The sequence below is a fragment of the Rhodoferax sp. genome (assembly GCF_028689295.1).
In the GTDB taxonomy this organism is placed as follows: domain Bacteria; phylum Pseudomonadota; class Gammaproteobacteria; order Burkholderiales; family Burkholderiaceae_C; genus Rhodoferax.
In genome coordinates this window covers 22,260-44,257 of record NZ_JAQTWL010000003.1, presented here as the reverse complement: position 1 = coordinate 44,257, position 21,998 = coordinate 22,260, and the positions used below count along the sequence as shown (strand labels likewise).

Sequence of the window (21,998 nt, the reverse complement as noted above, 5' to 3'; positions counted from 1 at the left end):
TGGCCACACAAAGGAATGCGATATGACCAACCATGACAAACCCGTGGAACTTGAGTCCGTCAAGTGCGACGTGTGCATGAAGGAAGTGCCCGTTTCAGAAGCCACCGTGCCCGAGGCCACAGACTATGTTGTCCACTTTTGCGGCCTTGATTGCTATGAAAAATGGAAGGCACAGGGCGAGGAAGCCAAAGCTCAGCCCAAGCCCCGGGCCTCCTGATGGTTCGTTGGCTGGTCTGCGTCTGGCTCCTGACGAGCGTGACCGGCGCATCTGCATCAGCCATCTTGCCTGGCACAGAGCCTCCCCTTTGGTTTGACGCCAGTCGGCCGACCGCGCAGGCGCAGCAAGCGGTCCAGATTTTGCTCACTGCCGCCGATGAGGGCCTGGACCCGGCCCACTACCAGGCCGCCGACCTGAACCGGGCGGTCACGCGGGCCAGTGCGGGCGCGGCGCTGACGCCAGCCGACCAAGCCGGACTGGACAGCGCGTTGACGCGGGCCATGCAGCATTACCTGAACGACCTGAGCCGCGGGCGGGTGAACCCGGGCCAGATCAAGGCAATCTTTGCGACACCCAGCGAGCCCGATGCCGATGTCGCCGCCTGGCTGCGCATGGCCGTGCGCGAGCAGCGGCTGCGCCAGGCGGTGACGCAATTGGCAATGCAGGCGCCCATGGCGGCCCCGTTGCGCAAGGCACTGGCGCAGTACCGCGCGCTGGTCAATCACCCGGCCTGGCAATCACCCCTGGCACCGCTGCCCGGACGCAAGCTGGCGCCCGGGCAGGCCTATGCCGGCTTGCCGCTGCTGACCCATCGCCTGCAGGCACTGGGGGATCTGGCTGGTGGAACACCGGTACCGGCACGACTTGAAGGGGATCTGGTCGCTGCGCTGATGCGCTTTCAGGAGCGCCACGGCCTGACGCCCGACGGCGTACTGGGACCCAAAACCATGCAACAGCTCAACATCGCGCCCGAGCAACGGACTGAGCAGATTGCGCTGACGCTGGAGCGGCTGCGCTGGACGCCCCTGCGCCAGGCGTCGCGCATGGTGGTGGTAAACGTGCCGGAGTTTGTGCTGCGTGCCTACGAGGTGCAGAACGGACGAATCAATGTCAAGCTGACCATGAAGGTGATCGTGGGCAAGGCGCTGGACACGCGCACCCCCCTGTTCGACGAAGAAATGCGTTTCATCGAGTTCAGCCCCTACTGGAACGTGCCGCCCTCGATCGCGCGCCAGGAAACCGTGCCCCATCTGCGCGCCGATCCAGACTATCTGGCGCGCCAGGACATGGAGTTTGTCACGGCCAGCGGCCAGGTGATCACCACCCTGGCACCAGAGCATCTGGATGCCGTGTTGTCGGGTGCGTGGCGTATTCGCCAGCGGCCGGGTCCCAAAAATGCGCTGGGCGACATCAAGTTCATCTTTCCCAACAACGACAACATCTACCTGCACCACACGCCGTCGCCGGGGCTGTTCGAGCGCGACCGGCGCGACTTCAGCCACGGCTGCATCCGCGTGCAGGAACCGGTGGCACTGGCAAAGTTTGTGTTGCAGGACGATCCCGATTGGACCGAAGAACGCATCCTGGCCGCCATGGCCAGCAGACAATCGAGCACCCTGCGCCTGAAACAGCCATTGACCGTGCTGATTGCGTACAGTACCGTGGTGGCCAAGGCGGGCCGGGTATTTTTCTATCCCGACCTCTACGGCCACGACCGCATGCTGGCCCAGGCACTGCGTCAGCATGCGGCCGCCTTGACCCCATGAGCTTTATCCGATTGCCAAATTCCATAAAATACGCCTCCATGACACGTTCGCACCTGATCCCTCTGCAGCACTCGCGCCGCTCCTTTCTGCGTCGCTCCGCCCAGGCGATGCTGCTCGGCGGCGCGCTGGGACTGGCTGGCAGGTCGGTGCTGGCTTCCGCCCCCAGCGTGCGCAGCCTGGTGCTCGACCACACCCACACCCACGAGCGCATCGCTCTGGTGTACGCCAATGGCGAGCAGTACCTGCCACAGGCGATGGGGACGCTGAACCACTTTTTGCGCGACCATTATTCAGGCGAGGTCGGCCAGATCGACCCGCAATTGTTCGACCTGCTGCACAACGTGCAGCAGGCGCTGGGCAGCGGGGTGCCGTTGTCATTCCAGATCATTTCAGGCTATCGCGGCCCACTCACCAACGCCCGGTTGCGCAGCACGCGCGGTGGTGGCGTGGCCAAGCACAGCCTGCACATGGAGGGCAAGGCCATTGACATCCGCCTGCCCGGCGTGCCGCTGGCCGAACTGCGCGATGCCGCCTTGTCGCTCAAGGCGGGCGGCGTGGGCTATTACCCGCGCGATCAGTTTGTCCACATTGACACCGGGCGTGTGCGCACCTGGTAGCGCATGTCATGTGCCTGATGCCGGCAAGTATCATCCTCCCATGTCTCAAAAACGCGCCCGCAACCTCACCGGTGACTCCTTCTTCGCCTGGGAGGGCGATGTGCTGGTGATCAATATTCTGGGCAAACCCAGCGCCAGCAAGGATGCCATCGGTAAACCCTACGGCAAACAACTCAAGGTCAGCGTCGCGGCCGCGCCCGTGGCCGGACGCGCTACGGACCACATGGTGCGCTTTCTGGCGCCGCTTTTTGGCGTGACAGCGGCCGACATCGAAGTGGTGTTCGGCCGCATGAATGTCAACAAGCAGTTGCGCATCAAGGCGCCCGCCAAGCTGCCACCGGTCTTCGCCAAACCGCCTGAACAATCGTCTCTGTTCCCGTCCCACGACGCACAGGACTGAGCCCGCGCAGCGCCACCCTGCGGAACTTCACGACCCGCCCCGCCTCCTACCACGTCATGACTCACCTGAAACGCCTGCTGCCGTCTTTTGCGGCCTTGTTCTTCATCGCTTTTTGTGCGCTGGTCACAGGTGCCGGAGCGCAAGAGACCGCAAAAAATACCGTGACCACCGAGCAGGTACAAGCCGAGCTGATGGCCCATGCACCCGATGGCATCGAGCCCGGCAAGACGGTCTGGGTCGGCCTGCAGCTCAAACACCAGCCCGAATGGCACACCTACTGGAAAAACTCGGGCGACTCCGGCCAGGCCACCATGCTCAGTTGGACGCTGCCCACCGGCGTGCTGGCCGGCGACATTGCCTGGCCGCTGCCGGTCAAAATTCCGATTGGCAACCTGGCCAACTATGGCTATGACGGCAGCGTGCTGTTGCCGGTGCCACTGACCATCACGCCGGATTTCAAACCCTCTGTTTTAAATCCCGAACTTGAAGTCAAACTCCAAGCCAGTTGGCTGGTGTGCAAGCTCGAATGCGTGCCGCAAGACGGCACTTTTGTGCTGCGCCTTCCGGTCAAGGGATCCACCGCCAGCAACGGCACGGTTTTCGATGCCACCTTCAGGGCACAGCCCATGGCACTCACTGAGCCCGGCAGCGTTACCGTGACGGATCGTGTGCTCAACGTGTCCGTGGCCGGCCTGCCCGCCAGCCTGCAGGGCAAAACCCTCGACCTTTTCCCTGAAACGCCTGAAATCATCGAAACGGCGGCCCAGTGGACGCAAAGCTGGCAGGGTCCCGTGTGGACGGCTGCCGTGCCCATCGCGAAGCACCGCGGTGCCAGCCCGGCGGTGATGCCGCTGGTGATAGCCGGACAAGTGGGCCAGGAGCGGCTGGGCTTTGTCACCCAGGCCAGAGTCAGTGGCGATTGGCCCGCTGATGCGACCACGGCGGTGGCAGACGCAACAAACGCGGCTCTGAACCCGTCAGGGATCAATCCGTCCTCAAATGTCCCTTTGAGTCTGCCCACCTCGCTCTGGGTCGCGCTGCTGGGGGCCATGCTGGGCGGCATGATTCTGAACCTGATGCCCTGCGTGTTTCCGGTGCTGGCCATCAAGGTAGTGGGCTTTGCGCGCCATAGCGCCAACCAGCGCCGCCAGCGCATCGGTGGCCTGGCCTACAGCGCGGGCGTGGTACTGTCTTTCGTCGCCCTGGGCGCGCTGATGCTGGCGCTGCGCAGCGCCGGGGAGCAACTGGGCTGGGGCTTTCAACTGCAGTCGCCCGCCGTGGTGGCGGCGCTGGCGGTGCTGTTCACCGTGATCGGGCTCAATCTGTCGGGCCTGTTCGAATTCGGCCAGTTCGTGCCCGGCAGCGTGGCCGCACTGGAAGCCAAAAACCCGTCGGTGGATGCGTTTTTATCGGGCATTCTGGCGGTGGTGATCGCCTCGCCCTGCACCGCGCCCTTCATGGGCGCCTCATTGGGCTTGGCGCTGGCTTTGCCCGTGATGCAGGCGCTGGCGATTTTTACGGCCCTGGGGATCGGCATGGCGCTGCCCTATCTGGCGGCCAGTTGGTCACCTGCACTGGCGCGCCAGTTGCCGCGTCCAGGGGCATGGATGAACACCTTCCGTCACGCTATGGCGTTCCCCATGTTTGCCACCGTGGTCTGGCTGGTCTGGGTGCTGGGCCAGCAAAGCGGCATCGATGGCGCCGCCGCCCTGCTGGCGCTGCTGCTGAGCCTGGCGCTGGTGATCTGGGCGCTGGGCTTGCAGGGCCGCAGCCGCGTGGTGATGGCGACGCTGGCCAGCGTGGCCCTGGCGTTTTTGCTGGGTTCCATTGGTCACAATGTCACCAAACCTTTGGAAAGTAGCAGCACCACAGCAAGCACGGCGCTGTGGCAGCCCTGGGCGCCTGGCAAGGTGGAGGAGGTGCTGGCATCGGGCGCTCCGGTGTTTGTGGATTTCACCGCGGCGTGGTGCGTGACCTGCCAGTACAACAAGAAAACCACGCTCGCCAACACTGAGGTCTTGGCCGACTTCGCGGCCCGTAAAGTCACTATGCTGCGCGCCGACTGGACGCGCCGCGACCCAGCCATCACCGCCGCGCTGGCGCAACTGGGGCGTAACGGTGTGCCGGTGTATGTGCTTTACCAGACGGGTCACGCACCAGTGGTGCTGTCGGAAATTCTGTCGGTAGGTGAGGTACGCGGCGCGCTGGCGACGCTCTAGCCCGCGGCACAATCAGGGTAGGTTGATCTTGATCAACCACCGCACCCGCTCAGCTAAGAAATTCTTAAGGCTTTGCGTTTACGCTTGAACCCATGTTTCAAAAGGGTTCGATCATGACGTATTTCAAATCCATCACTTTAAGTCTGAGCTTGTTGGGCTGCGGCACCTTGGCCCTGGCCGATGGCGGTGGCAATCAGCCAGCCCTGCATCCCAAAATGGAACAGGAATGTTCCGCCTGCCACATCGCCTTCCGGCCCAATTTCCTACCTACATCGTCCTGGAAGCAGGTCATGAACTCACTTGACAAGCATTACGGTGCCGATGCCTCGTTGTCTCCAGCCGATCAAAAAGAGATTTCCGACTGGATCATTGCCAACTCGAAAGAACAGGGCGAGGCACCCCCCGAGAACCGCATCACCAAGTCGTTCTGGTTCACCCGCAAGCACGGCACCAACCATGTCAAGGCCGAGGTCTGGCAGCGCGCCTCCATCAAGAGCAAGGCCAACTGCCAGGCCTGTCACGTTGATGCCGTCAAGGGCGACTTCAACGAGCACAAGATTCGCATTCCCCGCTAGACCAGCGCCAATTTTCCCGTTTCACTTCAAGGACATTTCATGAACATTCAATTCCGCGCCTCCCACCTGCTTGCCTGCCTGGCCATCGCCCTGCCCCTGGCGGCCGGCGCCAACACCATTCTCGACGGCTACAAGGCCGAGACCAAAGGCACTTTTAGTGCCGCCTCGGGAGAAAAACTGTACAAAACCGTGGGCCCGAACCAGTTGTCCTGCGCATCGTGCCACACCGATTCGCCCAAGAATGTGGGCAAGCACGCCAAGACCAACAAGGCTATCGACCCGATGGCGCCCAGCGTCAACCCGAAGCGCTTCACTGATGCCGCGCAGGTTGAAAAATGGTTCAAGCGCAACTGCAACGACGCCCTTGGCCGGGTTTGCACCACCCAAGAAAAAGGCGACTTCGTGAGCTACATGCTGTCGGTCAAATAAGGAATTCCCCATGAGATTCATCACACCTTTGCTGCTGGCTGTGCTGGCGACCACTTCGTTGGCGGCTTGCGCCAAATACAACGGCGAGGACCGCGGCAAACCGGTCATGCCCGCTCAAGGCAACGCCAAATGGGCGGCAGAATGCGCCGGCTGTCACATGGCCTACCCGCCCGGTTTGCTGCCGGCCGCCTCGTGGCAGAAAGTCATGAACTCACTGGACAAGCACTTTGGCACCGATGCGTCGCTACCGGCCGCAGATGCCAAGGAAATCACCGACTACCTGTTGAAATACGCCTCCAACCGCTGGACCTCAAGCGCCGCGCCGTTGCGCATCACCGAGGGCGAGTGGTTCAAGGCCAAGCATTACGACAAAAATGAAATTGCGCCTGCCGTCTGGAAGCGTGAATCCGTCAAGAGTCCGGGCAATTGCATGGCCTGCCACAACGCCGCCGACAAGGGTAATTTTGATGAAAAATCCATCCGGATTCCGCAATAAGGTAAAGCCCTTGGCCTGCACAAGCCAAGCAGCCATGAAAGCCTGATTCAGTGCAACCCACCCTGATCTGGGACCTTCCGACCCGCCTGTTTCACTGGACGCTAGCCAGCAGTTTTGCGCTCGCCTGGCTTACCAGCGAGGGCGACCGCTGGCGTTCGATTCATGTATTCCTCGGCTATTTGATCCTGGGGCTGGTGGTCTTTCGGCTGATCTGGGGCTTTGCCGGTTCCCACTATTCGCGTTTTGCCAGTTTCTGGTTTGGCCCCAGCGAGGCGCTTGCTTACCTGAAGCAAGTCGCGACCCGAAAGGCACCACGCCACGTGGGACACAACCCGACGGGCAGCCTGGCGATTTATATCTTGCTGGCCATGGCGGTGGCGGTGGGCTTGACCGGCATCCTGACCCTGGGCGGCGACGAGCAACAAGGCATCGCCGCCAGTTGGTTCAGCTTTGCGCAAATCAAATGGCTGAAAGAGCTGCACGAAGTTGGCGCCAATCTGATGTTGGTGGTGGTCTTCGGCCACATCACGGGCGTCGTGGTGGAGAGCGTCTTGCATCAGGAAAATCTGGCGCGCTCCATGGTCACCGGCTTCAAGATGGCCAAGCCCGACACGCCACAAGCCAAGCCGCGCACTTGGGTGGCAGCACTGATGCTGCTGGCCATGCTGGGCTTTGGCGGCTGGTGGTTCGCCTATGCCATCGATCGGCAAATTGATAACCAGTCCTGGCACATCAATCTGGAAAACGGCACGGGCGAAGAGCCCCACGTGAAATTTGTCGGTAAAAGCCTGCCAGATAACCACCTGTGGCGTGACGAATGCGGCAGTTGCCACGCGGTGTTCTACCCGGCGCTTCTGCCGAGCCGATCCTGGCAAAAAATCATGACCGAACAAGACCAGCATTTCGGCACCGACCTCGGGCTGGACGCCGCCACGGTGGCCGCGGTGCTGAAGTTCATGGTCGACAACGCGGCGGAAAAGCATGCGGTAGAAGCGGCATTCAAGATCGAGCAGTCGATCCCGGCCGGGGAGACGCCGCTGCGCATCACTGAGACGCCTTACTGGATGCAAAAACACCGCGAAATTGCCGCCTCTGACTGGGCCAACCCGCTGGTGATGAGCAAAACCAACTGCGCATCCTGCCACGCCGACGCCGACGACGGCACCTTTGAAGACGGCGCCATGCACATCCCCAAAGCCCCTGCAACGGCGGCGAGTCCCGCAGCATCCAGGCCTTGAAACGCAGGGTTTGCCGCTCTGGCGCATTTTGGGCGTTGCACGGTGCGACAATTACGCCATGAACTCAACCACCTCACCCTACGCCCCCTTGAAGAACGACACATTCCTGCGCGCCTGTTTGCGCCAAGCCACCGACTACACGCCAATCTGGATGATGCGCCAAGCCGGGCGCTTCTTGCCCGAATACCGCGCCACCCGTGCCAAGGCCGGCAGTTTCATGGGCTTGGCCATGAACACCGACTATGCCACCGAAGTCACGCTGCAGCCCACCGAACGCTTTCCGATCGACGCCGCCATTTTGTTCAGCGATATCCTGACTGTGCCCGATGCCATGGGCCTGGGGCTGTCATTTGCACTGGGCGAAGGCCCCAAGTTTGCGTCGCCGCTGCGCGACGAGGCGGCGGTCGCCAAGCTCGAAGTGCCCGACATGAACAAGCTGCGCTACGTCTTCGATGCCGTCACCTCGATCCGCAAGGCCCTGAACGGGCGCATCCCGCTGATCGGTTTTTCCGGCAGCCCCTGGACGCTGGCCTGCTACATGGTCGAAGGCGCCGGCTCCGACGACTACCAACTGGTCAAAACCATGTTGTACAGCCGCCCGGACTTGATGCACCGCATCTTGCAGATCAACGCCGATTCGGTGGCGCAGTACCTCAACGCCCAGATCGAAGCCGGCGCCCAGGCGGTGATGATTTTTGACAGTTGGGGCGGTGTGCTGGCCGACGGCGCGTTCCAGGAATTCAGCCTGGCCTACACGCGTCGCGTGCTGGGGCAATTGCACAAGGAATACAACGGCGCGCGCATTCCGAGCATCGTTTTCACCAAGGGTGGAGGCCTGTGGCTCGATGAGATGGAACAGCTCGACTGCAACGTGCTCGGCGTGGACTGGACCGTGAACCTGACCAAGGCCCGCGCCATCGTTGGTGGCAGCAAAGCCCTGCAGGGCAACCTCGACCCCAACGTGCTGTTCGCCCAGCCGGCACAAATCGAAGCCGAGGTGGTCAAGGTGCTCAACGCCTTTGGCACCCCGCACCGCGGCGCCGACACCGGCCCCACGCACATCTTCAATCTGGGGCATGGCATCAGCCAGCACACCCCGGTCGAGCATGTGGCTGCCTTGGTGCAGGCAGTGCACAGCCACTCGCGCCAGATGCGTGACGCCTGCTGATCACGGACCCGGCCGCTCCACAGCGCGTCCCGGCCGGACTGTTAGCACTTTTTTTAGTTTTTTGAAGCATAAATCACAAAATAATTTGTCACTTATGCACAAAATTGGTGATGCAATGCAGCAAAGCGATGGGGTACCCGACCTCTCGCTACAAAAGCCATAGCGATTGCAAACCATTGATTTACAAGCATTTTTTAAAGTGCCTTTTTTCTGTGCAGCTTAAGCGAGGCCTTGATTTTCAAGGACTCGCAGGCATTCATGGCCTGTTATCAACAAAGTTATCCACAGATAACTTGGATGACAGATAAATACTCTCAAAATCAAGCACTTAACGTCATTTCCGCAAGTTCACTTGAACAAAATGCCGCAACCACCCGCGCCAATCACCGCCTTGCATCAGGTGCTGCTGCACACCCCGGCCTACAGTCAGATGGCGGGGGCGCTGAGCTACTTGAGCAACGCTCTGCTGCCACCAGGAACCCTGGTACGTGTGCCTTTGGGCCAGCGCGAATTGCTCGGTGTGGTGTGGGATCGCCACCCGGCACAACCCACCGACGCCGCGCTCGACCCCGCCAGATTGCGCCCGATTACCGCCGCGCTCGACGCCCTGCCACCCCTGAGCGCCAGTTGGCGCACGCTGATCAGCTTTGCTGCCAGCTACTACCAGCGCGCAGCAGGCGAAGTGGCGCTGGCCGCCCTGCCGCCTCAACTTCGCGACCTGAGCAGTATGCAACTGGCGCGCAAACTGAAAAAACTCGCGAAAGCGGCCGCCGTGGCTTTTGCTGCCCCCAAAGACCCTTTGCCAGGGCCATCTGAAAATGACGACAGCGCCAGCCATCCGGTCGTGCTCAGCGCCGAGCAGTGCCAGGTGCTCAACCAATTTCGCCAAAGCCACGGGCCGTTTTTGCTGTTCGGCGCCACGGGCAGCGGCAAAACCGAAGTGTTCATGCAATGCACCGCCGAACTGTTGGCCGCCTCAAACGATGCGCAGGTGCTGGTGATGGTGCCTGAGATCAACCTGACACCGCAACTTGAAGACCGCTTCAAGGCACGCTTTGGCAGCCGCTACGGAGCAGCTGCCGTGGTGTCAATGCACAGCGGCATGACGCCGGCGCAGCGCCTGAACAGCTGGCTGGCGGCGCACAGCGGCGCGGCCCGCATTGTGCTGGGCACGCGCATGGCGGTGTTTGCCTCCATGCCCCACTTGAAACTGATCATCGTCGATGAAGAACACGACCCGAGTTACAAAAGCGGCGAGGGCGCGCGCTACTCGGCGCGTGACCTGGCCATTTACCGCGGCCGCCTGGAAGACGCCAAGGTGCTGCTGGGCTCGGCCACGCCGTCGTTGGAGAGCTGGCACCACAGCCGCCCGGCGGCAGAGGGCGGGCGCTACCTCCGCCTTGAGATGCCGAGCCGCATCGGCAGTGGCCAGTTGCCACTGGTGCGCCGGGTGGACATGAACCACCAGCCCAAGTCCTGCGTGATCTCGCCGCCGCTGCTGGCCGCCATCGCCCAGCGCATTGGCCGCGGCGAGCAAAGCATGGTATTTCTGAACCGGCGCGGCTACGCCCCGGTGTTGCAATGCACCGACTGCGACTGGAAAAGCGAATGCCCGCACTGCAGCGCCTACCGCGTGTTTCACAAGATTGACCGCACCCTGCGCTGCCACCACTGTGGCCTGAGCGAGCGTGTACCGCGCGCCTGCCCCGCCTGCGGCAACCCCGACATCGCGCCAATCGGGCGCGGAACAGAGCGCCTCGAAGAGCTCTTGGCAGAGCACTTGGCGGACACCCGCCGCCCGGACGGCCAATCTGTGCGCATCGTGCGCATCGACGCCGACACGACGCGCCACAAAGGCGCGCTCGAATCACAGCTGGCACAGGTGCACACGGGTGACGTGGATGTGCTGGTGGGCACGCAGATGATCGCCAAGGGGCACGACTTTCGCCGCATCACGCTGGTGGCGGCCGTGAATCCCGACAACGCGCTATTTTCCAGCGACTTTCGCGCCCCCGAGCGCCTGTTCAGCCTGCTGATGCAGGCCGCAGGCCGGGCCGGACGCGACGAGACCGTGACCAAGCAGAGTGAAATGTGGCTGCAAACCTTTCACCCCACGCACCCGCTGTATGAGGCGCTCAAGCAGCACGACTACCCCGCCTTTGCCACCTCGCAACTGAAGGAGCGCCAGCAAGCAGCCATGCCGCCCTTCAGCTTTCAGGCGCTGGTGCGCGCCGACGCCCGAAGCCAAGAGGCGGCGCAAGGCTTCCTGAACCTGGCCAGCCAAGCTGCCGCCGGGCGAGCCGACACTGCCGAACTGCTGACGCAACTCACGCTCTATCCCGCCGTGCCCATGAGCATCGCGCGCATTGCCGATGTGGAACGCGCGCAAATGCTGGTGGAAAGCCCGTCGCGCGTCGCCCTGCAGCGGTTTTTGACGGCCTGGCAAGACGTGCTGCACATCACCCGGCACTTACCCGAATGCAAAAGTGTGACGCGCTGGGCGATTGATGTGGATCCGCTCAATATCTGAGCGGTGAGTCAGAAGTGGCTTTGGTCAGGCGGCGGCTTTGGTCGCCACGATCACCTGGAAGTTGTCAAAAAACACGGTGTGGCGCTCACAGCTTACGCCGGGCATGGCTTGCAATTGCAGCACTGGGTCATGCGTGTTCCACAACGCCAGGCCAAAGGGCTCGAACACCTTGAAATAGGTCCAGCTCAGGGCACGCAGAACCCAGGGGCGGGGTCTGTGAAATTCTCCCAGATACAGCTTGCCGCCTGGCTCAAGCACCCGCATGGCTTCATTGAGCGCTTCCACCTTGAGATGGTGTGGCAATTCATGCAACAGGAAAAACATGACGTTGGCGCTGACGGAGCAGTCTGCCTGTTTCATGGCAATCGCGTTATCCTGCGTGTAAACGGTTTTGTCGGCATGCGCGGTCAACTTGCGTTCGGCATGGTCGAGCTCATTCTGAATGATGTCAGCCACCAGCACCTTGCTGGCGCCTGAGTCAATGGCGGCCTGCGTCACGCGCGGCATGACGTTGCCAAAGGCACATGAAGTGATCAATACCTGCTTGCCCTGTAATTGATCGCGGCGCAGGCCATGCACGATGATGGACACCAGGTTGCTGTACTGAAACAGCAGAATCGCTGAAATGATCGGCTGCCAATCGATCAGACGAATCAGGCGCATATTGGAATAAATGGGATACACGTGCGATGCATCGTGCGACAGCCGCCCCATGGCACCGCGCATGAGCAGCGCGCCGCGCGTCAAGGTGAAGAAAAACAGCGCGGTGCTGGCCAGCACCACCACCACGGTGAAAACGGTATAAGAAAACCAGGCAGACATTGCGTTCTTTCAAATAGCGGGGGGAAGAAACAATCAGGGCGAAGCAAAAATTCCAGGGTCGATTACACGCCCATGAGAAAACCCTGTGTTGATTTAAATCAAAAAGCGAAGAGGCCAGGGGAAAACAGTCATCGCGATCGGCCTAGACCATCAGTGAAACGGCGAGTGAGAAGGTCACGAACGCAGCCGCCGTGGAGACCAGAATGATGCGGGCAATGCGCCCATTGTCGGCGCCGAAGCGCTCGGCCAGCAGCGACACATTGCTGGCGCTCGGCAAGGCCGCCGTGAGCACCATCACCGTCAGGGCAAAGCGCGACAGCGGCAGCCCCAGACTGATCAGCCCGGCACCCACCAGCAGCACCAACAGCGGATGCAAAAACAGCTTGAACAGCGCCACCGGCAAATAGTCGCGTAGCACGGGCACCGCAGCATGGCCCGCCTTGGAGAGCATTTGCGCACGCGCCAACACGGCGCCGATGGTGAACAGCGCCACCGGCGAGGCCGCATCGGCCAGCAAGCCAATCGTTTGCGCCACCGGTTTGGGTGGCTGCCAGCCGAGCACAGAAACCATCGCGCCCAGCAAAATCGCCCACGGCATGGGGTTGGTCAGCACGCCCTTAAGGGCTTTTTTGAATGCCTTGGCGGCACCGTGCTCGTCGGCGCCGTCCAGGCGCGACAACGCGATGCACAGCGAGGTGGTCACGATCATGTCGATCACCATGGTCAGGATCACCGGCCCGGCCGAGACAGCGCCCATGATGGCCACCAGCAGAGGCACGCCCATGAAGCCCGAATTAGGAAACGCCGCCACCAGCGCGCCGAATGAGGCGTCGTTCCAGCCGATGCGGGCATTCAGGCTGACCGCCACGGTGAACCCGACCGTGATCAGGGCGCACAGCAGCCAGGTGGCAAAAACACCCGCGTCGAGCAGTTGCCCGATCGGCGTGCTGGCGCCGAAGCGGTACAGCATGCACGGCAGGGCGAAAAACAGCACAAAGCCATTCAGCCCGGGAATAGCCTCAATCGGTAGCATGCCCCTGCGCGCAGCCAGATAACCGCACAGCACCAGCGCGAAAAAGGGAAAGGTAATGACAAAGATTTGCAGCACGCCAGTCAAGCCACCAGCGCCAGGCCCGTCGTACTGCAATCGGCCAGCATGCCATCGACAAACACATGGAGGTCACCGGCCGGCATGGCGACCCAGGTTTCATCGGTGGTCAGGGGCTCGGTCACCACGATCACCTGGCGGTCTTGCGGGCTGTTGAGTTCGGCCAGGTTGACGCTTACATCCTCATCCTTCAGGTGCACTTGATGAAACGGATGCGCACGCAGCACGTAATGCAGCTTGGTGGTGGCGTGTGCCCACAAGGCCTGGCCGTTGCTGAGCAAGAAATTGAAGGTGCCATGCCGGGCAATTTGCGGCACCAGTTCGCGCAGGGTGCAACTCAGTTCGGCCACCGAAGGCACATCGGCGTGCGACTTCGCGAGTTCCTGCATGAGCCAGCAAAAGGCCAGTTCGCTGTCGGTGTTGCCCACCGGGTGAAAACTTCCATGCAGTTTGGGGGCGTAATTTTTAAGGTCGCCATTGTGAGCAAAAACCCAGTTGCGGCCCCACAATTCGCGCACGAACGGGTGGCAGTTTTCCAGCGCCACCTTCCCCACGGTGGCCTTGCGTACATGCGCCACCACGTTGTGGCTCTTAATGGGATAGCTTTTGAGCATCTGCGCAATGGGCGAAGTGGCGGCACTGGATTTGTCCACAAAATGGCGGATGCCCTTGCCAGTGGTGGCGCAATCGCTCTCAAAAAAAGCGATGCCCCAGCCATCGCCATGATGATCGGTGCAGCCGCCGCGCTGCGAAAACCCGGTAAAACTCAGCGTCAGACTGGCCGGCAAGTGGCTGTTCATTCCCAAAAGTTGGCACATAAAATCCGGGCCTGTTTGAAGGTAAGGGGCAGGCCACGTGGCATGTGCCCAAAGCGCTATTTTCAGATGCAAAACCGTCGCTTTGCGCGTCATGGCGACCGTGGCGATCAACTCCGGTTATGCTGTCGAAAATTACAGGCTTGAATTATGACGGACACAATGTCTGCGTTGCGCCGTGCTGAAAAATATTGACAGGGCCTGGCCCACAACAAACAGGAGACTAGCTGCCTTGAAAATCCATCTGCAAAGCCTTGCCAGGTCGTTGGCAGTGCTGGCGACGGGTTCGGTTCTGGCAGCGCAGGCGCTGACTCTCGGAGAGTTGCAAGGTGATGCATGGATCGGCATGCCGCTGGACGTGCGCATCGCGTTCCAGGCCGATCAGAACGAAGCGATTTCTGCGGAATGCGTGCGCGCCGACATCCGCTATGCCGAGGCACTTCAAAATGCGCCTCACATCACTTTTCAAGCCCGAACCCTGCGCTTGCAATTGCCAGACGTTGTGACCGAACCGGTCGTGGCGATTCAGGTCCGCAGCACTTGTGGTGCCAGCCAGATGCGCCGCTACGTCCTGCTGGCCGACTTGCCGCCTGGCATCAGTGCGCCACTGGTACCGCTGAACACCTTGCCTGCCGCCGGAGCCCGGTCCGCCGTGCCGAAGGCGGCTGGTGCGTCTGGAACTGCAGCCTCACCCCAACGCACTGCTGCGGGCACGTCCGCCAGCAAGGCATCGGCATCCAAGCCGAAGGCCGAGACCAAATCCAAGTCCAAAAAAACCGCCAAAACACGAAATAAGAAGAAAACCAAGGCGAAGGTCACGCGCGCAGCCCAAAAAACAATCACCCAGCCAGCCACGTCGATGCTCAAACTCGACCCCCTGGAAATCCTCTCCGACCGAATGGACACGCTGGACACCACCATGCTGTTTGCGCCGACCGAGGACGCGCTTCTGCAAAGCAGGCAGATAGCCTCGCTGCAAGCCGACCTCAAGGCAATGCAGGAAATCGCGGCTAAAAATGACCGCTCCCTGCTTGAACTGCGCGGCAAACTCCAACAAGCGAAGGGGCAGCAACTTCCCATCACTCTGGTTTACGGCCTGATGGCCCTGGTACTGCTCTGTCTGGCCGGTTTGGCATGGCTCTGGCAGAGACAGGGAAAGTTGGCTTCATCGAAAAACGACTGGTGGCAACATCCTTCCAATGACGAACTGGCGGCGGCGCTATTCCAGCCCAGCAACGCTGCGCCAGCATCTGACGACAGCTCGACCGCTGCGGCACCGAGGCGCGTTAAGCCCGCCCCATCACAACCGTTGGATCTGGACTTCACCTTGCCCAAGGATTCCCCCTGAGGCAGGGCCCCCCGGATGTCACCAGCCGGCAGCCAGCCATGGCCGACCACTTCCCATTGATTGCTCATTGCCTGGCAGGCTGAGCCTGCTTCCTGATGCATTGAACTTTTCAATTGGCACTCTCTCAAAGAGAGTGCTAATATTACAACCTCAAGCAACAAGGAGTTCTGGCATGACTGTCAATACTGGCGTTACCGGCAATCCCCTGACCTTGGTGAACCCTTGGTCGGTGGTGCCTGCACTGGGCCATCTGGATGCCTACATCTCGGCGGTCAACCGCATGCCCATGCTGACCCTGGAAGAAGAACAGTCCTACGCACGCAAATTGCGTCAGGACAATGATCTGGAGGCTGCAGGGCGGCTGGTGCTGTCGCACCTGCGCTTGGTGGTGTCGATCGCACGCCAATACTTGGGGTATGGCCTGCCGCATGGCGACCTGATCCAGGAAGGCAATGTGGGCCTGATGAAAGCCGTCAAGCGGTTCGATCCGGACCAAGGCGTGCGCTTGGTGAGCTACGCGATGCACTGGATCAAGGCCGAAATTCACGAGTACATCCTGAAAAACTGGCGCATGGTCAAGGTCGCCACCACCAAGGCACAGCGCAAGCTGTTTTTTAACCTGCGTTCCATCAAGCAGCGTTATCACAGTGATGATGCTGCCGCCGACCTGGACACGCACCGCAACACGCTAAACCCTGGCCAGATCGATGCCATGGCTGCCGAGTTGCACGTCAAGCGTGAAGAAGTGATCGAAATGGAAGCGCGCCTGGCCGGTGGTGATGTTCTGCTCGACCCCAGCCCTTCCGACGACGGCGAAGACGCTTTCGGTCCGATCGCCTACCTGACCGATGCCGCGCACGAACCCACCGCAATGCTGGAGGCGCAGCACCGCGACATGCTGGCCAGCGACGGCATTGCCCGGGCGCTTGATACGCTGGATGAACGCAGCCGCCATATCGTGGAGGAACGCTGGCTGAAAGTGAACGACGACAACTCCGGTGGCATGACGCTGCACGACCTGGCCGCCGTCTACGGTGTCAGCGCCGAACGCATTCGCCAGATCGAAGTGGCCGCCATGAAAAAGATGAAAAAAGCGCTGGTTGAATTTGCCTGAGCGGCTGGTGACGCCACCAAATTTCCCGTGCCTTTGCGCCACCATACCCCTGACAGCCACAGCTTCAGGGGTATTTTTCTGACGAGGCACCATGCCCCGTCAGTGGATCAGATTTGCCGTCATTGCAAGCGCTGCCAGCGCCTTGCCGCTGTTCTCAACAGCTCAAAATACCTCAAAAATGCCTGCCTGGCGGAGCAAGCCGCTGCGCATCATTGTGGGTTTCCCTGGCGGCTCTTCGCCCGACCTGACGGCACGTACGCTGGCCGAACCCCTGGTTAAAGCCCTTGGCCAGCCGGTGATCGTCGAAAACAAGGTGGGTGCCGGTGGCCACATCGCCGCCGACCATGTGGCCACCGCCATGATCGGCGGACAGTTGCAACTGTCGATGCTGCCGCCCGCTTTGGCCATGGCGCAGGTCAGGGGCGACAAGCTACGCGCCATTGGCGTCGATTCCAGTGGCCGCAGCGCGCTGGTGCCTGAGCTGCCCAGCATGGCGGAAGTGGGCGTGCCGGACTTCAACCTGAAAATCTGGAACGCGGTGGCCGCGCCCAAGTCGATGCCACCGGCCTTGGTCGCCAAACTGGCAGTCCCTGTCAGGGACATGGCCCGCTCGCCGGAGGTGCGGCAAAAGCTGAATGCCCAAGGCTGGCCAAAAGCATTCAGGCCGATACCCTGCTGTTTGGTGGCATCATCACGACGATTGGCAAAGCGAACCAGTAACAGTTCAAGGCGCGCAGGCTCTGGCCCGTGGCTGCGATACTTCTCTCATTGCGGTGGCACACGCCTCCCGCCCCCTCATCGGATCTGCCCATGAATTTTCTGCCCGACTGGCCCCTGACATCGAACACACTGTTTTATTTCGGTTTTTTGCTGTTCTGCGGCGCACTGGGCGGCTTTGTCACGCATCGTTGGCCATGGCTACCCAGTATCACCGGCTTCATGCTGGTGGGCCTGATTGCCGGGCCCAATGTGCTGGGCTTGGTGGACTATGTGGCGCTGGCCGACTCGCGCATCATCATCGACGTGGCACTGGGCCTGATCCTGTACCGCCTCGGCTTGTCGCTTGACATCAAACAGCTCGTGCATGACCGCAGCCTGATCGTCATCTCGCTGTTGGAAAGCACGCTGACCTTCGTCGTGGTGTTTTTTGGCATGGACTGGATGGGCCTGCACGGACTGGCAGCGGCCGTGATTGCCGCCATTGCCGTGTCATCGTCGCCAGCGGTGCTGATTCACGTGGCCAACGAACTCGGCGCCAGCGGTCCGGTGACAGAGCGCGCCAAGAGCCTGGTGGCGCTCAACAACGTGCTGGCTTTCCTGATTTTCAGCGCGCTGCTGCCACTGCTTTACAGCAACGCCGATGCGCCCATGGTCACGATCCTGGGCGGTCCCGTTTACCAGTTGCTGGGCTCGGCCTTGCTTGGTGGCGTCATGGGCATGGCGCTGCACCTGGCTGCGCGCAAGACCAAAGAGGCACATCAGTACCACCTGGCGCTGGTGGTGGGCGCAGTGGCTTTCACGCTGGGCGCGGCCCTCACGCTCAAGCTTTCGACGCTGTTTGCACCGCTGGTGCTGGGCATCGTGGTGCGCAGCATCGAGCGCACCGAGCTGATTGCCAATCTTGAATTCGGCCCGGCGTTCGAGCTGTTTTTTATTGCCCTGTTTGTCTATGCCGGGGCTAACCTGCATGTATCCGAGATGGTCCAGTACGCCCCAGCCGCCCTGGTGCTGGTGCTGGGCCGGTCACTGGCCAAATGGCTGGGCGTGGGCCTCACGGCCAAATTTTTTGCGGCCAGCAACCGGCAGGCCGCGACGACCGGTTTGCTGCTCATCCCAATGGCCGGGCTGGCCATTGGCCTGGCCGACACCACACTCACATTGTTTCAACAGCAAGGCGCGGTGGTCAGTTCGGTCATTCTGGCGGCAGTGGCAGTGCTTGAAACGATAGGCCCGCCCATCAGCGCAAAGGCGCTGCGCTGGTCGGGCGACAGCCTGCAGGCAGACGTCGCGCAGGCGCAAGCGGACGCTGTCGATGTGACAACTCAGCCAAAACCGCAGCAAGAGGCCTGAACTGACCGCAGCGCGTTGTCACGCCTGATCTTGTGCTGCGCGAATCGTGTCGCGACTGTTGCGGTCCTTGACGCGGCCCAGGTCTGTGTCGAGAGCGCGTATCAATTTTTCAACGGCATCAATCAAGGCTGTTCCCATCTTGTCAGCCTCGGCCGTCACGGCGACAGGTTGGCGGTTGACAACGCGGGCCTCCAGACGGCAGCGTTTGTCCTTGACGCCCGATTTCGCACTGTCCACATCGGTCAGGAAAACTTCCAGCCTGGTCACATGGTCTTTCAAGCGGGCCAGGCGGTTGCCCGCCTCGTCGCGCACCCATTGAACCAGTGAATCACCACCTTGAATGTGGTCGTCGGTATTGACTTGAATTTGCATTTTTTTCTCCTGGGTTATGTCCGGCAACTTGACCGGAAGAAACTATCAAACACATTCACTTTACATCACGTCAGGTACTGCTGACTTGATGATACGCAGGGTTCACACACGATGGGCAAGGCATCGGACCGTCCTTTGGATATTGGCGCTCAGGGCGCTGGCGGCAACAACTGTTTCAGGTCAGCTGCCGTCAGCTCGGGCTTGGTGCCATAACGCGTGAACAGGCGCAGCTTGCCCATGGTGTCATAAACATAGCTGCCCGCCGTGTGGTCCATGGTGTAGCTGGTGGGCGTCGGGCCGTCCACTTTTTTGTAATAGACCTTGTAGTCCTTGGCCAGCGCGACCAATTGCTCAGAGGTGGGCACCAGCGCCAGAAAAGTGGGGTCAAAAGCGGCCATGTATTCCCTGAGCATCTCGGGCTTGTCGCGCTCGGGATCGATGGTGACGAACAGGCACTGGATACGCTCGCCCTCCTTGCCCAGCAGCCGCTTGATCTCGGCCATCTCGGCCATCGAAGTCGGGCAAACATCGGGGCACTGGGTATAACCAAAAAACATCATGACAATTTTGCCCTGGAAGTCCTTGAGCGTGCGTGCCTGGCCGTTGTGATCAATGAGGGCGAAGTCCTTGGCGTAGTCAGCGCCGGTAAGGTCGATGGCCGTGAATTTGGGGGCGTTCGGCGAGCAAGCGGAAAAAAGACCAGTCGTCCCAATCATCACGGCATAGCCAGATAGATATTTCAGCGCGTTGCGTTTGTTCATGCGATCAATCATAAACCGGACCTGGCCACATGCCCGCTCGTCACACGTAATGATCGATCAGCAGAGCGGCAAACAGCAGGCTCAAATGAATCAGTGAAAAGCGGAAGGTCTTGCGCGCCAGCAAGTCAGAATAGTCGCGCCACAACCACCAGGCGTGCAGAATAAAGCCGACGTTGAGCAGCACCGCAGCGCCCAGGTACAGCCAAGAGCTCATGCCATAAATGAAGGGCAGCAAACAGGCGGCCAGCAGGATGAACGTGTAAAGCAGCACCATCAACCGGGTGAATTCGTTGCCATGCGTGACCGGCAGCATCGGCAGGCCGGACTTGCGGTAGTCTTCGACCCGGTAAAGCGCCAGCGCCCAGAAGTGCGGCGGCGTCCACAGGAAGATGATCAAAAACAAAATCAGCGCTTCCGGCCCCACATTGCCCGCCATGGCGGCCCAGCCCAGCACAGGCGGCATGGCGCCGGAGGCCCCCCCGATCACGATGTTTTGCGGTGTCAGCGGCTTCAGGATCACGGTATAGATAACCGCGTAGCCAATGAAGGTGGCAAAGGTGAGCCACATGGTGAGCGGATTCACCGCGAAGTAGAGCAGGCCTGAGCCGGCGGCGCACAAGGTGGCTGAAAACAACAGCGTTTGCCGGTCACCCAGTTCGCCCTTGGCGGTGGGGCGCCAGGCGGTGCGCTTCATCTTGGCGTCGATGCTTTTTTCGATGATGCAGTTGAAAGCGGCCGCAGCACCCGCCACCAGCCAGATGCCCAGGCAGGCGATAGTGGCCACGCCCACCTCGCGCCAGGACGGCACGCCGGGCACCGCCAGCACCATGCCGATCAGGGCGCAAAAGACGATCAGCTGGATCACGCGCGGTTTGGTCAGCGCGTAATACTGCGCAAACACCGACATCACGGTGGGACGGGCCAGGGTGCTCATGCCAACCTTCCGGATTCGGAGTTATCTGACGTGACGGCGGCGCGGGCGCGCCGCGTGGCAGGCACAGCGGCCTTGGTGACGGGCGCCGCGCTGGCCGCGATCCAGGTCAGCGTCAGCACCAGCGCGGCCGAGCCCCCGGTGTGCAGCAGCGCTGCCCACAGCGGCCAGTCCAGCACCACATTGCTCAAACCGGTGGCCAGTTGCAGGCCGACCAGCGCCGCCAGCACGCGGCTGTGGGCGCGCCACGCCGCCAGGCGATTCAACTGCCAGGCCAGCACGGCCAGCAGCGTCAACACCAGATAAGCCACCAGCCGGTGCACATAGTGGATGGCGGTCAGCGCGGCAAAGCTGATGGGCTCACCGGTGCCGGTCACGCCCAGGTGGCGCCAAAGTTCAAACCCTTGCTGGAAATTCATCTCGGGCCACCAGCGGTTTTGGCACTGGGGAAAGTCGCTGCATGCCAGCACCGCGTAATTGGTGCTGACCCAGCCGCCCAGCAAAATTTGCAGCGCCAGCAAGGCGAAGACCAGCGCCACCCAGCGCCGCATCGTCAGCGACATGGCCAGTGGCACGGTGGCGGTGCTGCCACGCACCACCAGCACCCCCAACAACGCCAGCAGCACAAGAGCGCCGCCCAGGTGCAGCGTGACGATGGCCGGAAACAGCTTCCAAGTGACCGTCCAGGCGCCAAACGCGCCCTGCAAGCAGACCCAGAACAAGGTCAGAGTGACCCACCAGGGCGACAGTTCACCGAGGTGACTCGCAATGTCTGCCCGAACGCTGGCGCGCCAGCGCAGCCAGCTCGCCGCAGCCAACACCATGATCAGGGCGCCGACCCCTGTGGCCAGGTAGCGGTGGATCATCTCGATCCAGGCTTTGGCCCGCGTCACCGGGCCGCTGGGCATGGCGTCTTGCGCCGCGGTGATGGCATGGTGGGCACCCAGCGGCGAGGTGTTACCGTAGCAGCCTGGCCAGTCCGGGCAGCCCAACCCTGAGTCGGTGAGCCGGGTAAATGCGCCAAACAGGATCAAATCAAAGGTCAGAAACAGGGTGAACAGGCGCAAGGCCTGCAGCCGTTGCAGCGGCGCGCTGCGGCGGTTGCGCCAATAGACCCACGCCAGCGGCCCCAGCGCCAGCAGCGCGCCCAAGCCCAGCAAGCTGGCCAGCGGCGTCAGGTCGTAAAGGGGTTGTGAGTTCATCGGATGACACCTGACAACA

At 61.4% G+C, this 21,998-nt stretch carries 22 protein-coding genes; 15 read left to right on the top strand and 7 right to left on the bottom strand.

Annotated elements, in window-relative coordinates:
• Positions 1 to 22 precede the first annotated feature (22 nt).
• From PHF15_RS04170 to priA, 11 genes are all read left to right on the top strand, one after another.
• Positions 23 to 217, top strand: coding sequence for a DUF3330 domain-containing protein (locus PHF15_RS04170; protein WP_300119190.1), 195 nt, complete (start codon positions 23 to 25; stop codon positions 215 to 217).
• Positions 217 to 1,764 (top strand): L,D-transpeptidase family protein, encoded by a 1,548-nt coding sequence (locus PHF15_RS04165; protein ID WP_300119188.1) that lies wholly within the window; start codon positions 217 to 219, stop codon positions 1,762 to 1,764. Before PHF15_RS04170 ends, PHF15_RS04165 begins: the two co-directional genes overlap by 1 nt.
• Before the next feature lie 38 nt (positions 1,765 to 1,802).
• Positions 1,803 to 2,381 (top strand): DUF882 domain-containing protein, encoded by a 579-nt coding sequence (locus PHF15_RS04160; RefSeq protein ID WP_300119186.1) that lies wholly within the window; start codon positions 1,803 to 1,805, stop codon positions 2,379 to 2,381.
• Positions 2,382 to 2,421: 40 nt separating this feature from the next.
• Positions 2,422 to 2,781, top strand: a complete 360-nt coding sequence (locus PHF15_RS04155) for a DUF167 family protein (protein ID WP_300119184.1) — start codon at positions 2,422 to 2,424, stop codon at positions 2,779 to 2,781.
• 56 nt (positions 2,782 to 2,837) lie between these two features.
• The gene (locus PHF15_RS04150; RefSeq protein WP_300119182.1) at positions 2,838 to 5,000 is read left to right on the top strand and encodes a thioredoxin family protein; all 2,163 of its coding nucleotides are present in this window, start codon (positions 2,838 to 2,840) and stop codon (positions 4,998 to 5,000) included.
• Positions 5,001 to 5,113: 113 nt separating this feature from the next.
• Positions 5,114 to 5,575, top strand: coding sequence for a cytochrome C (locus PHF15_RS04145; RefSeq protein ID WP_300119180.1), 462 nt, complete (start codon positions 5,114 to 5,116; stop codon positions 5,573 to 5,575).
• A gap of 39 nt (positions 5,576 to 5,614) precedes the next feature.
• Positions 5,615 to 6,004, top strand: coding sequence for a DUF1924 domain-containing protein (locus PHF15_RS04140; RefSeq protein ID WP_300119178.1), 390 nt, complete (start codon positions 5,615 to 5,617; stop codon positions 6,002 to 6,004).
• 10 nt (positions 6,005 to 6,014) lie between these two features.
• Positions 6,015 to 6,500 carry a diheme cytochrome c gene (locus PHF15_RS04135; protein ID WP_300119176.1) on the top strand — a complete coding sequence of 162 codons (486 nt, stop codon included), beginning with the start codon at positions 6,015 to 6,017 and terminating at the stop codon, positions 6,498 to 6,500.
• Positions 6,501 to 6,550: 50 nt separating this feature from the next.
• The gene (locus tag PHF15_RS04130) at positions 6,551 to 7,738 is read left to right on the top strand and encodes a cytochrome b/b6 domain-containing protein (RefSeq protein ID WP_300119174.1); all 1,188 of its coding nucleotides are present in this window, start codon (positions 6,551 to 6,553) and stop codon (positions 7,736 to 7,738) included.
• Positions 7,739 to 7,796: 58 nt separating this feature from the next.
• Positions 7,797 to 8,906, top strand: coding sequence for a uroporphyrinogen decarboxylase (gene hemE, locus PHF15_RS04125; RefSeq protein WP_300119172.1), 1,110 nt, complete (start codon positions 7,797 to 7,799; stop codon positions 8,904 to 8,906).
• A gap of 361 nt (positions 8,907 to 9,267) precedes the next feature.
• A complete protein-coding gene (priA, locus tag PHF15_RS04120; protein ID WP_300119170.1) occupies positions 9,268 to 11,436 on the top strand; it encodes a primosomal protein N' in 2,169 nt (722 codons plus the stop codon).
• 24 nt (positions 11,437 to 11,460) lie between these two features.
• Here the strand turns inward: priA and PHF15_RS04115 are convergent, their stop codons facing one another.
• The 3 genes from PHF15_RS04115 to PHF15_RS04105 all read right to left on the bottom strand — a co-directional run bounded on the left by PHF15_RS04115 (position 11,461) and on the right by PHF15_RS04105 (position 14,184).
• Entirely contained in the window at positions 11,461 to 12,258 is a 798-nt protein-coding gene (locus PHF15_RS04115) for a class I SAM-dependent methyltransferase (RefSeq protein WP_300119168.1), read from the bottom strand.
• Positions 12,259 to 12,400: 142 nt separating this feature from the next.
• Complete coding sequence (locus PHF15_RS04110) at positions 12,401 to 13,366, bottom strand: AEC family transporter (RefSeq protein ID WP_300119167.1); 966 nt, start codon at positions 13,364 to 13,366, stop codon at positions 12,401 to 12,403.
• 5 nt (positions 13,367 to 13,371) lie between these two features.
• A complete protein-coding gene (locus PHF15_RS04105; RefSeq protein WP_300119166.1) occupies positions 13,372 to 14,184 on the bottom strand; it encodes a class II glutamine amidotransferase in 813 nt (270 codons plus the stop codon).
• 175 nt (positions 14,185 to 14,359) lie between these two features.
• Between PHF15_RS04105 and PHF15_RS04100 the strand changes: the two genes are divergently transcribed.
• From PHF15_RS04100 to PHF15_RS04085, 4 genes are all read left to right on the top strand, one after another.
• Entirely contained in the window at positions 14,360 to 15,529 is a 1,170-nt protein-coding gene (locus PHF15_RS04100; RefSeq protein WP_300119165.1) for a hypothetical protein, read from the top strand.
• 172 nt (positions 15,530 to 15,701) lie between these two features.
• A complete protein-coding gene (gene rpoH, locus PHF15_RS04095) occupies positions 15,702 to 16,643 on the top strand; it encodes an RNA polymerase sigma factor RpoH (RefSeq protein ID WP_300119164.1) in 942 nt (313 codons plus the stop codon).
• A gap of 178 nt (positions 16,644 to 16,821) precedes the next feature.
• Positions 16,822 to 17,457, top strand: a complete 636-nt coding sequence (locus tag PHF15_RS04090; protein ID WP_300119163.1) for a tripartite tricarboxylate transporter substrate-binding protein — start codon at positions 16,822 to 16,824, stop codon at positions 17,455 to 17,457.
• Positions 17,454 to 18,713 carry a cation:proton antiporter gene (locus tag PHF15_RS04085; protein ID WP_300119162.1) on the top strand — a complete coding sequence of 420 codons (1,260 nt, stop codon included), beginning with the start codon at positions 17,454 to 17,456 and terminating at the stop codon, positions 18,711 to 18,713. Before PHF15_RS04090 ends, PHF15_RS04085 begins: the two co-directional genes overlap by 4 nt.
• An 18-nt stretch (positions 18,714 to 18,731) precedes the next feature.
• Here PHF15_RS04085 and PHF15_RS04080 read toward each other — a convergent pair whose 3' ends face one another.
• The 4 genes from PHF15_RS04080 to PHF15_RS04065 all read right to left on the bottom strand — a co-directional run bounded on the left by PHF15_RS04080 (position 18,732) and on the right by PHF15_RS04065 (position 21,979).
• Positions 18,732 to 19,085: an HPF/RaiA family ribosome-associated protein gene (locus tag PHF15_RS04080; protein WP_300119161.1), complete on the bottom strand. Its 354-nt coding sequence runs from the start codon at positions 19,083 to 19,085 to the stop codon at positions 18,732 to 18,734.
• 149 nt (positions 19,086 to 19,234) lie between these two features.
• Positions 19,235 to 19,846: an SCO family protein gene (locus PHF15_RS04075; protein ID WP_300119160.1), complete on the bottom strand. Its 612-nt coding sequence runs from the start codon at positions 19,844 to 19,846 to the stop codon at positions 19,235 to 19,237.
• A 40-nt stretch (positions 19,847 to 19,886) separates the two neighbouring features.
• Complete coding sequence (gene cyoE / locus PHF15_RS04070) at positions 19,887 to 20,780, bottom strand: heme o synthase (RefSeq protein WP_300119158.1); 894 nt, start codon at positions 20,778 to 20,780, stop codon at positions 19,887 to 19,889.
• On the bottom strand, positions 20,777 to 21,979 hold the full coding sequence (locus tag PHF15_RS04065) for a COX15/CtaA family protein (protein ID WP_300119157.1): 1,203 nt from the start codon (positions 21,977 to 21,979) through the stop codon (positions 20,777 to 20,779). The genes cyoE and PHF15_RS04065 overlap by 4 nt, the downstream gene beginning before the upstream one ends.
• Between the last annotated feature and the right edge of the window lie 19 nt (positions 21,980 to 21,998).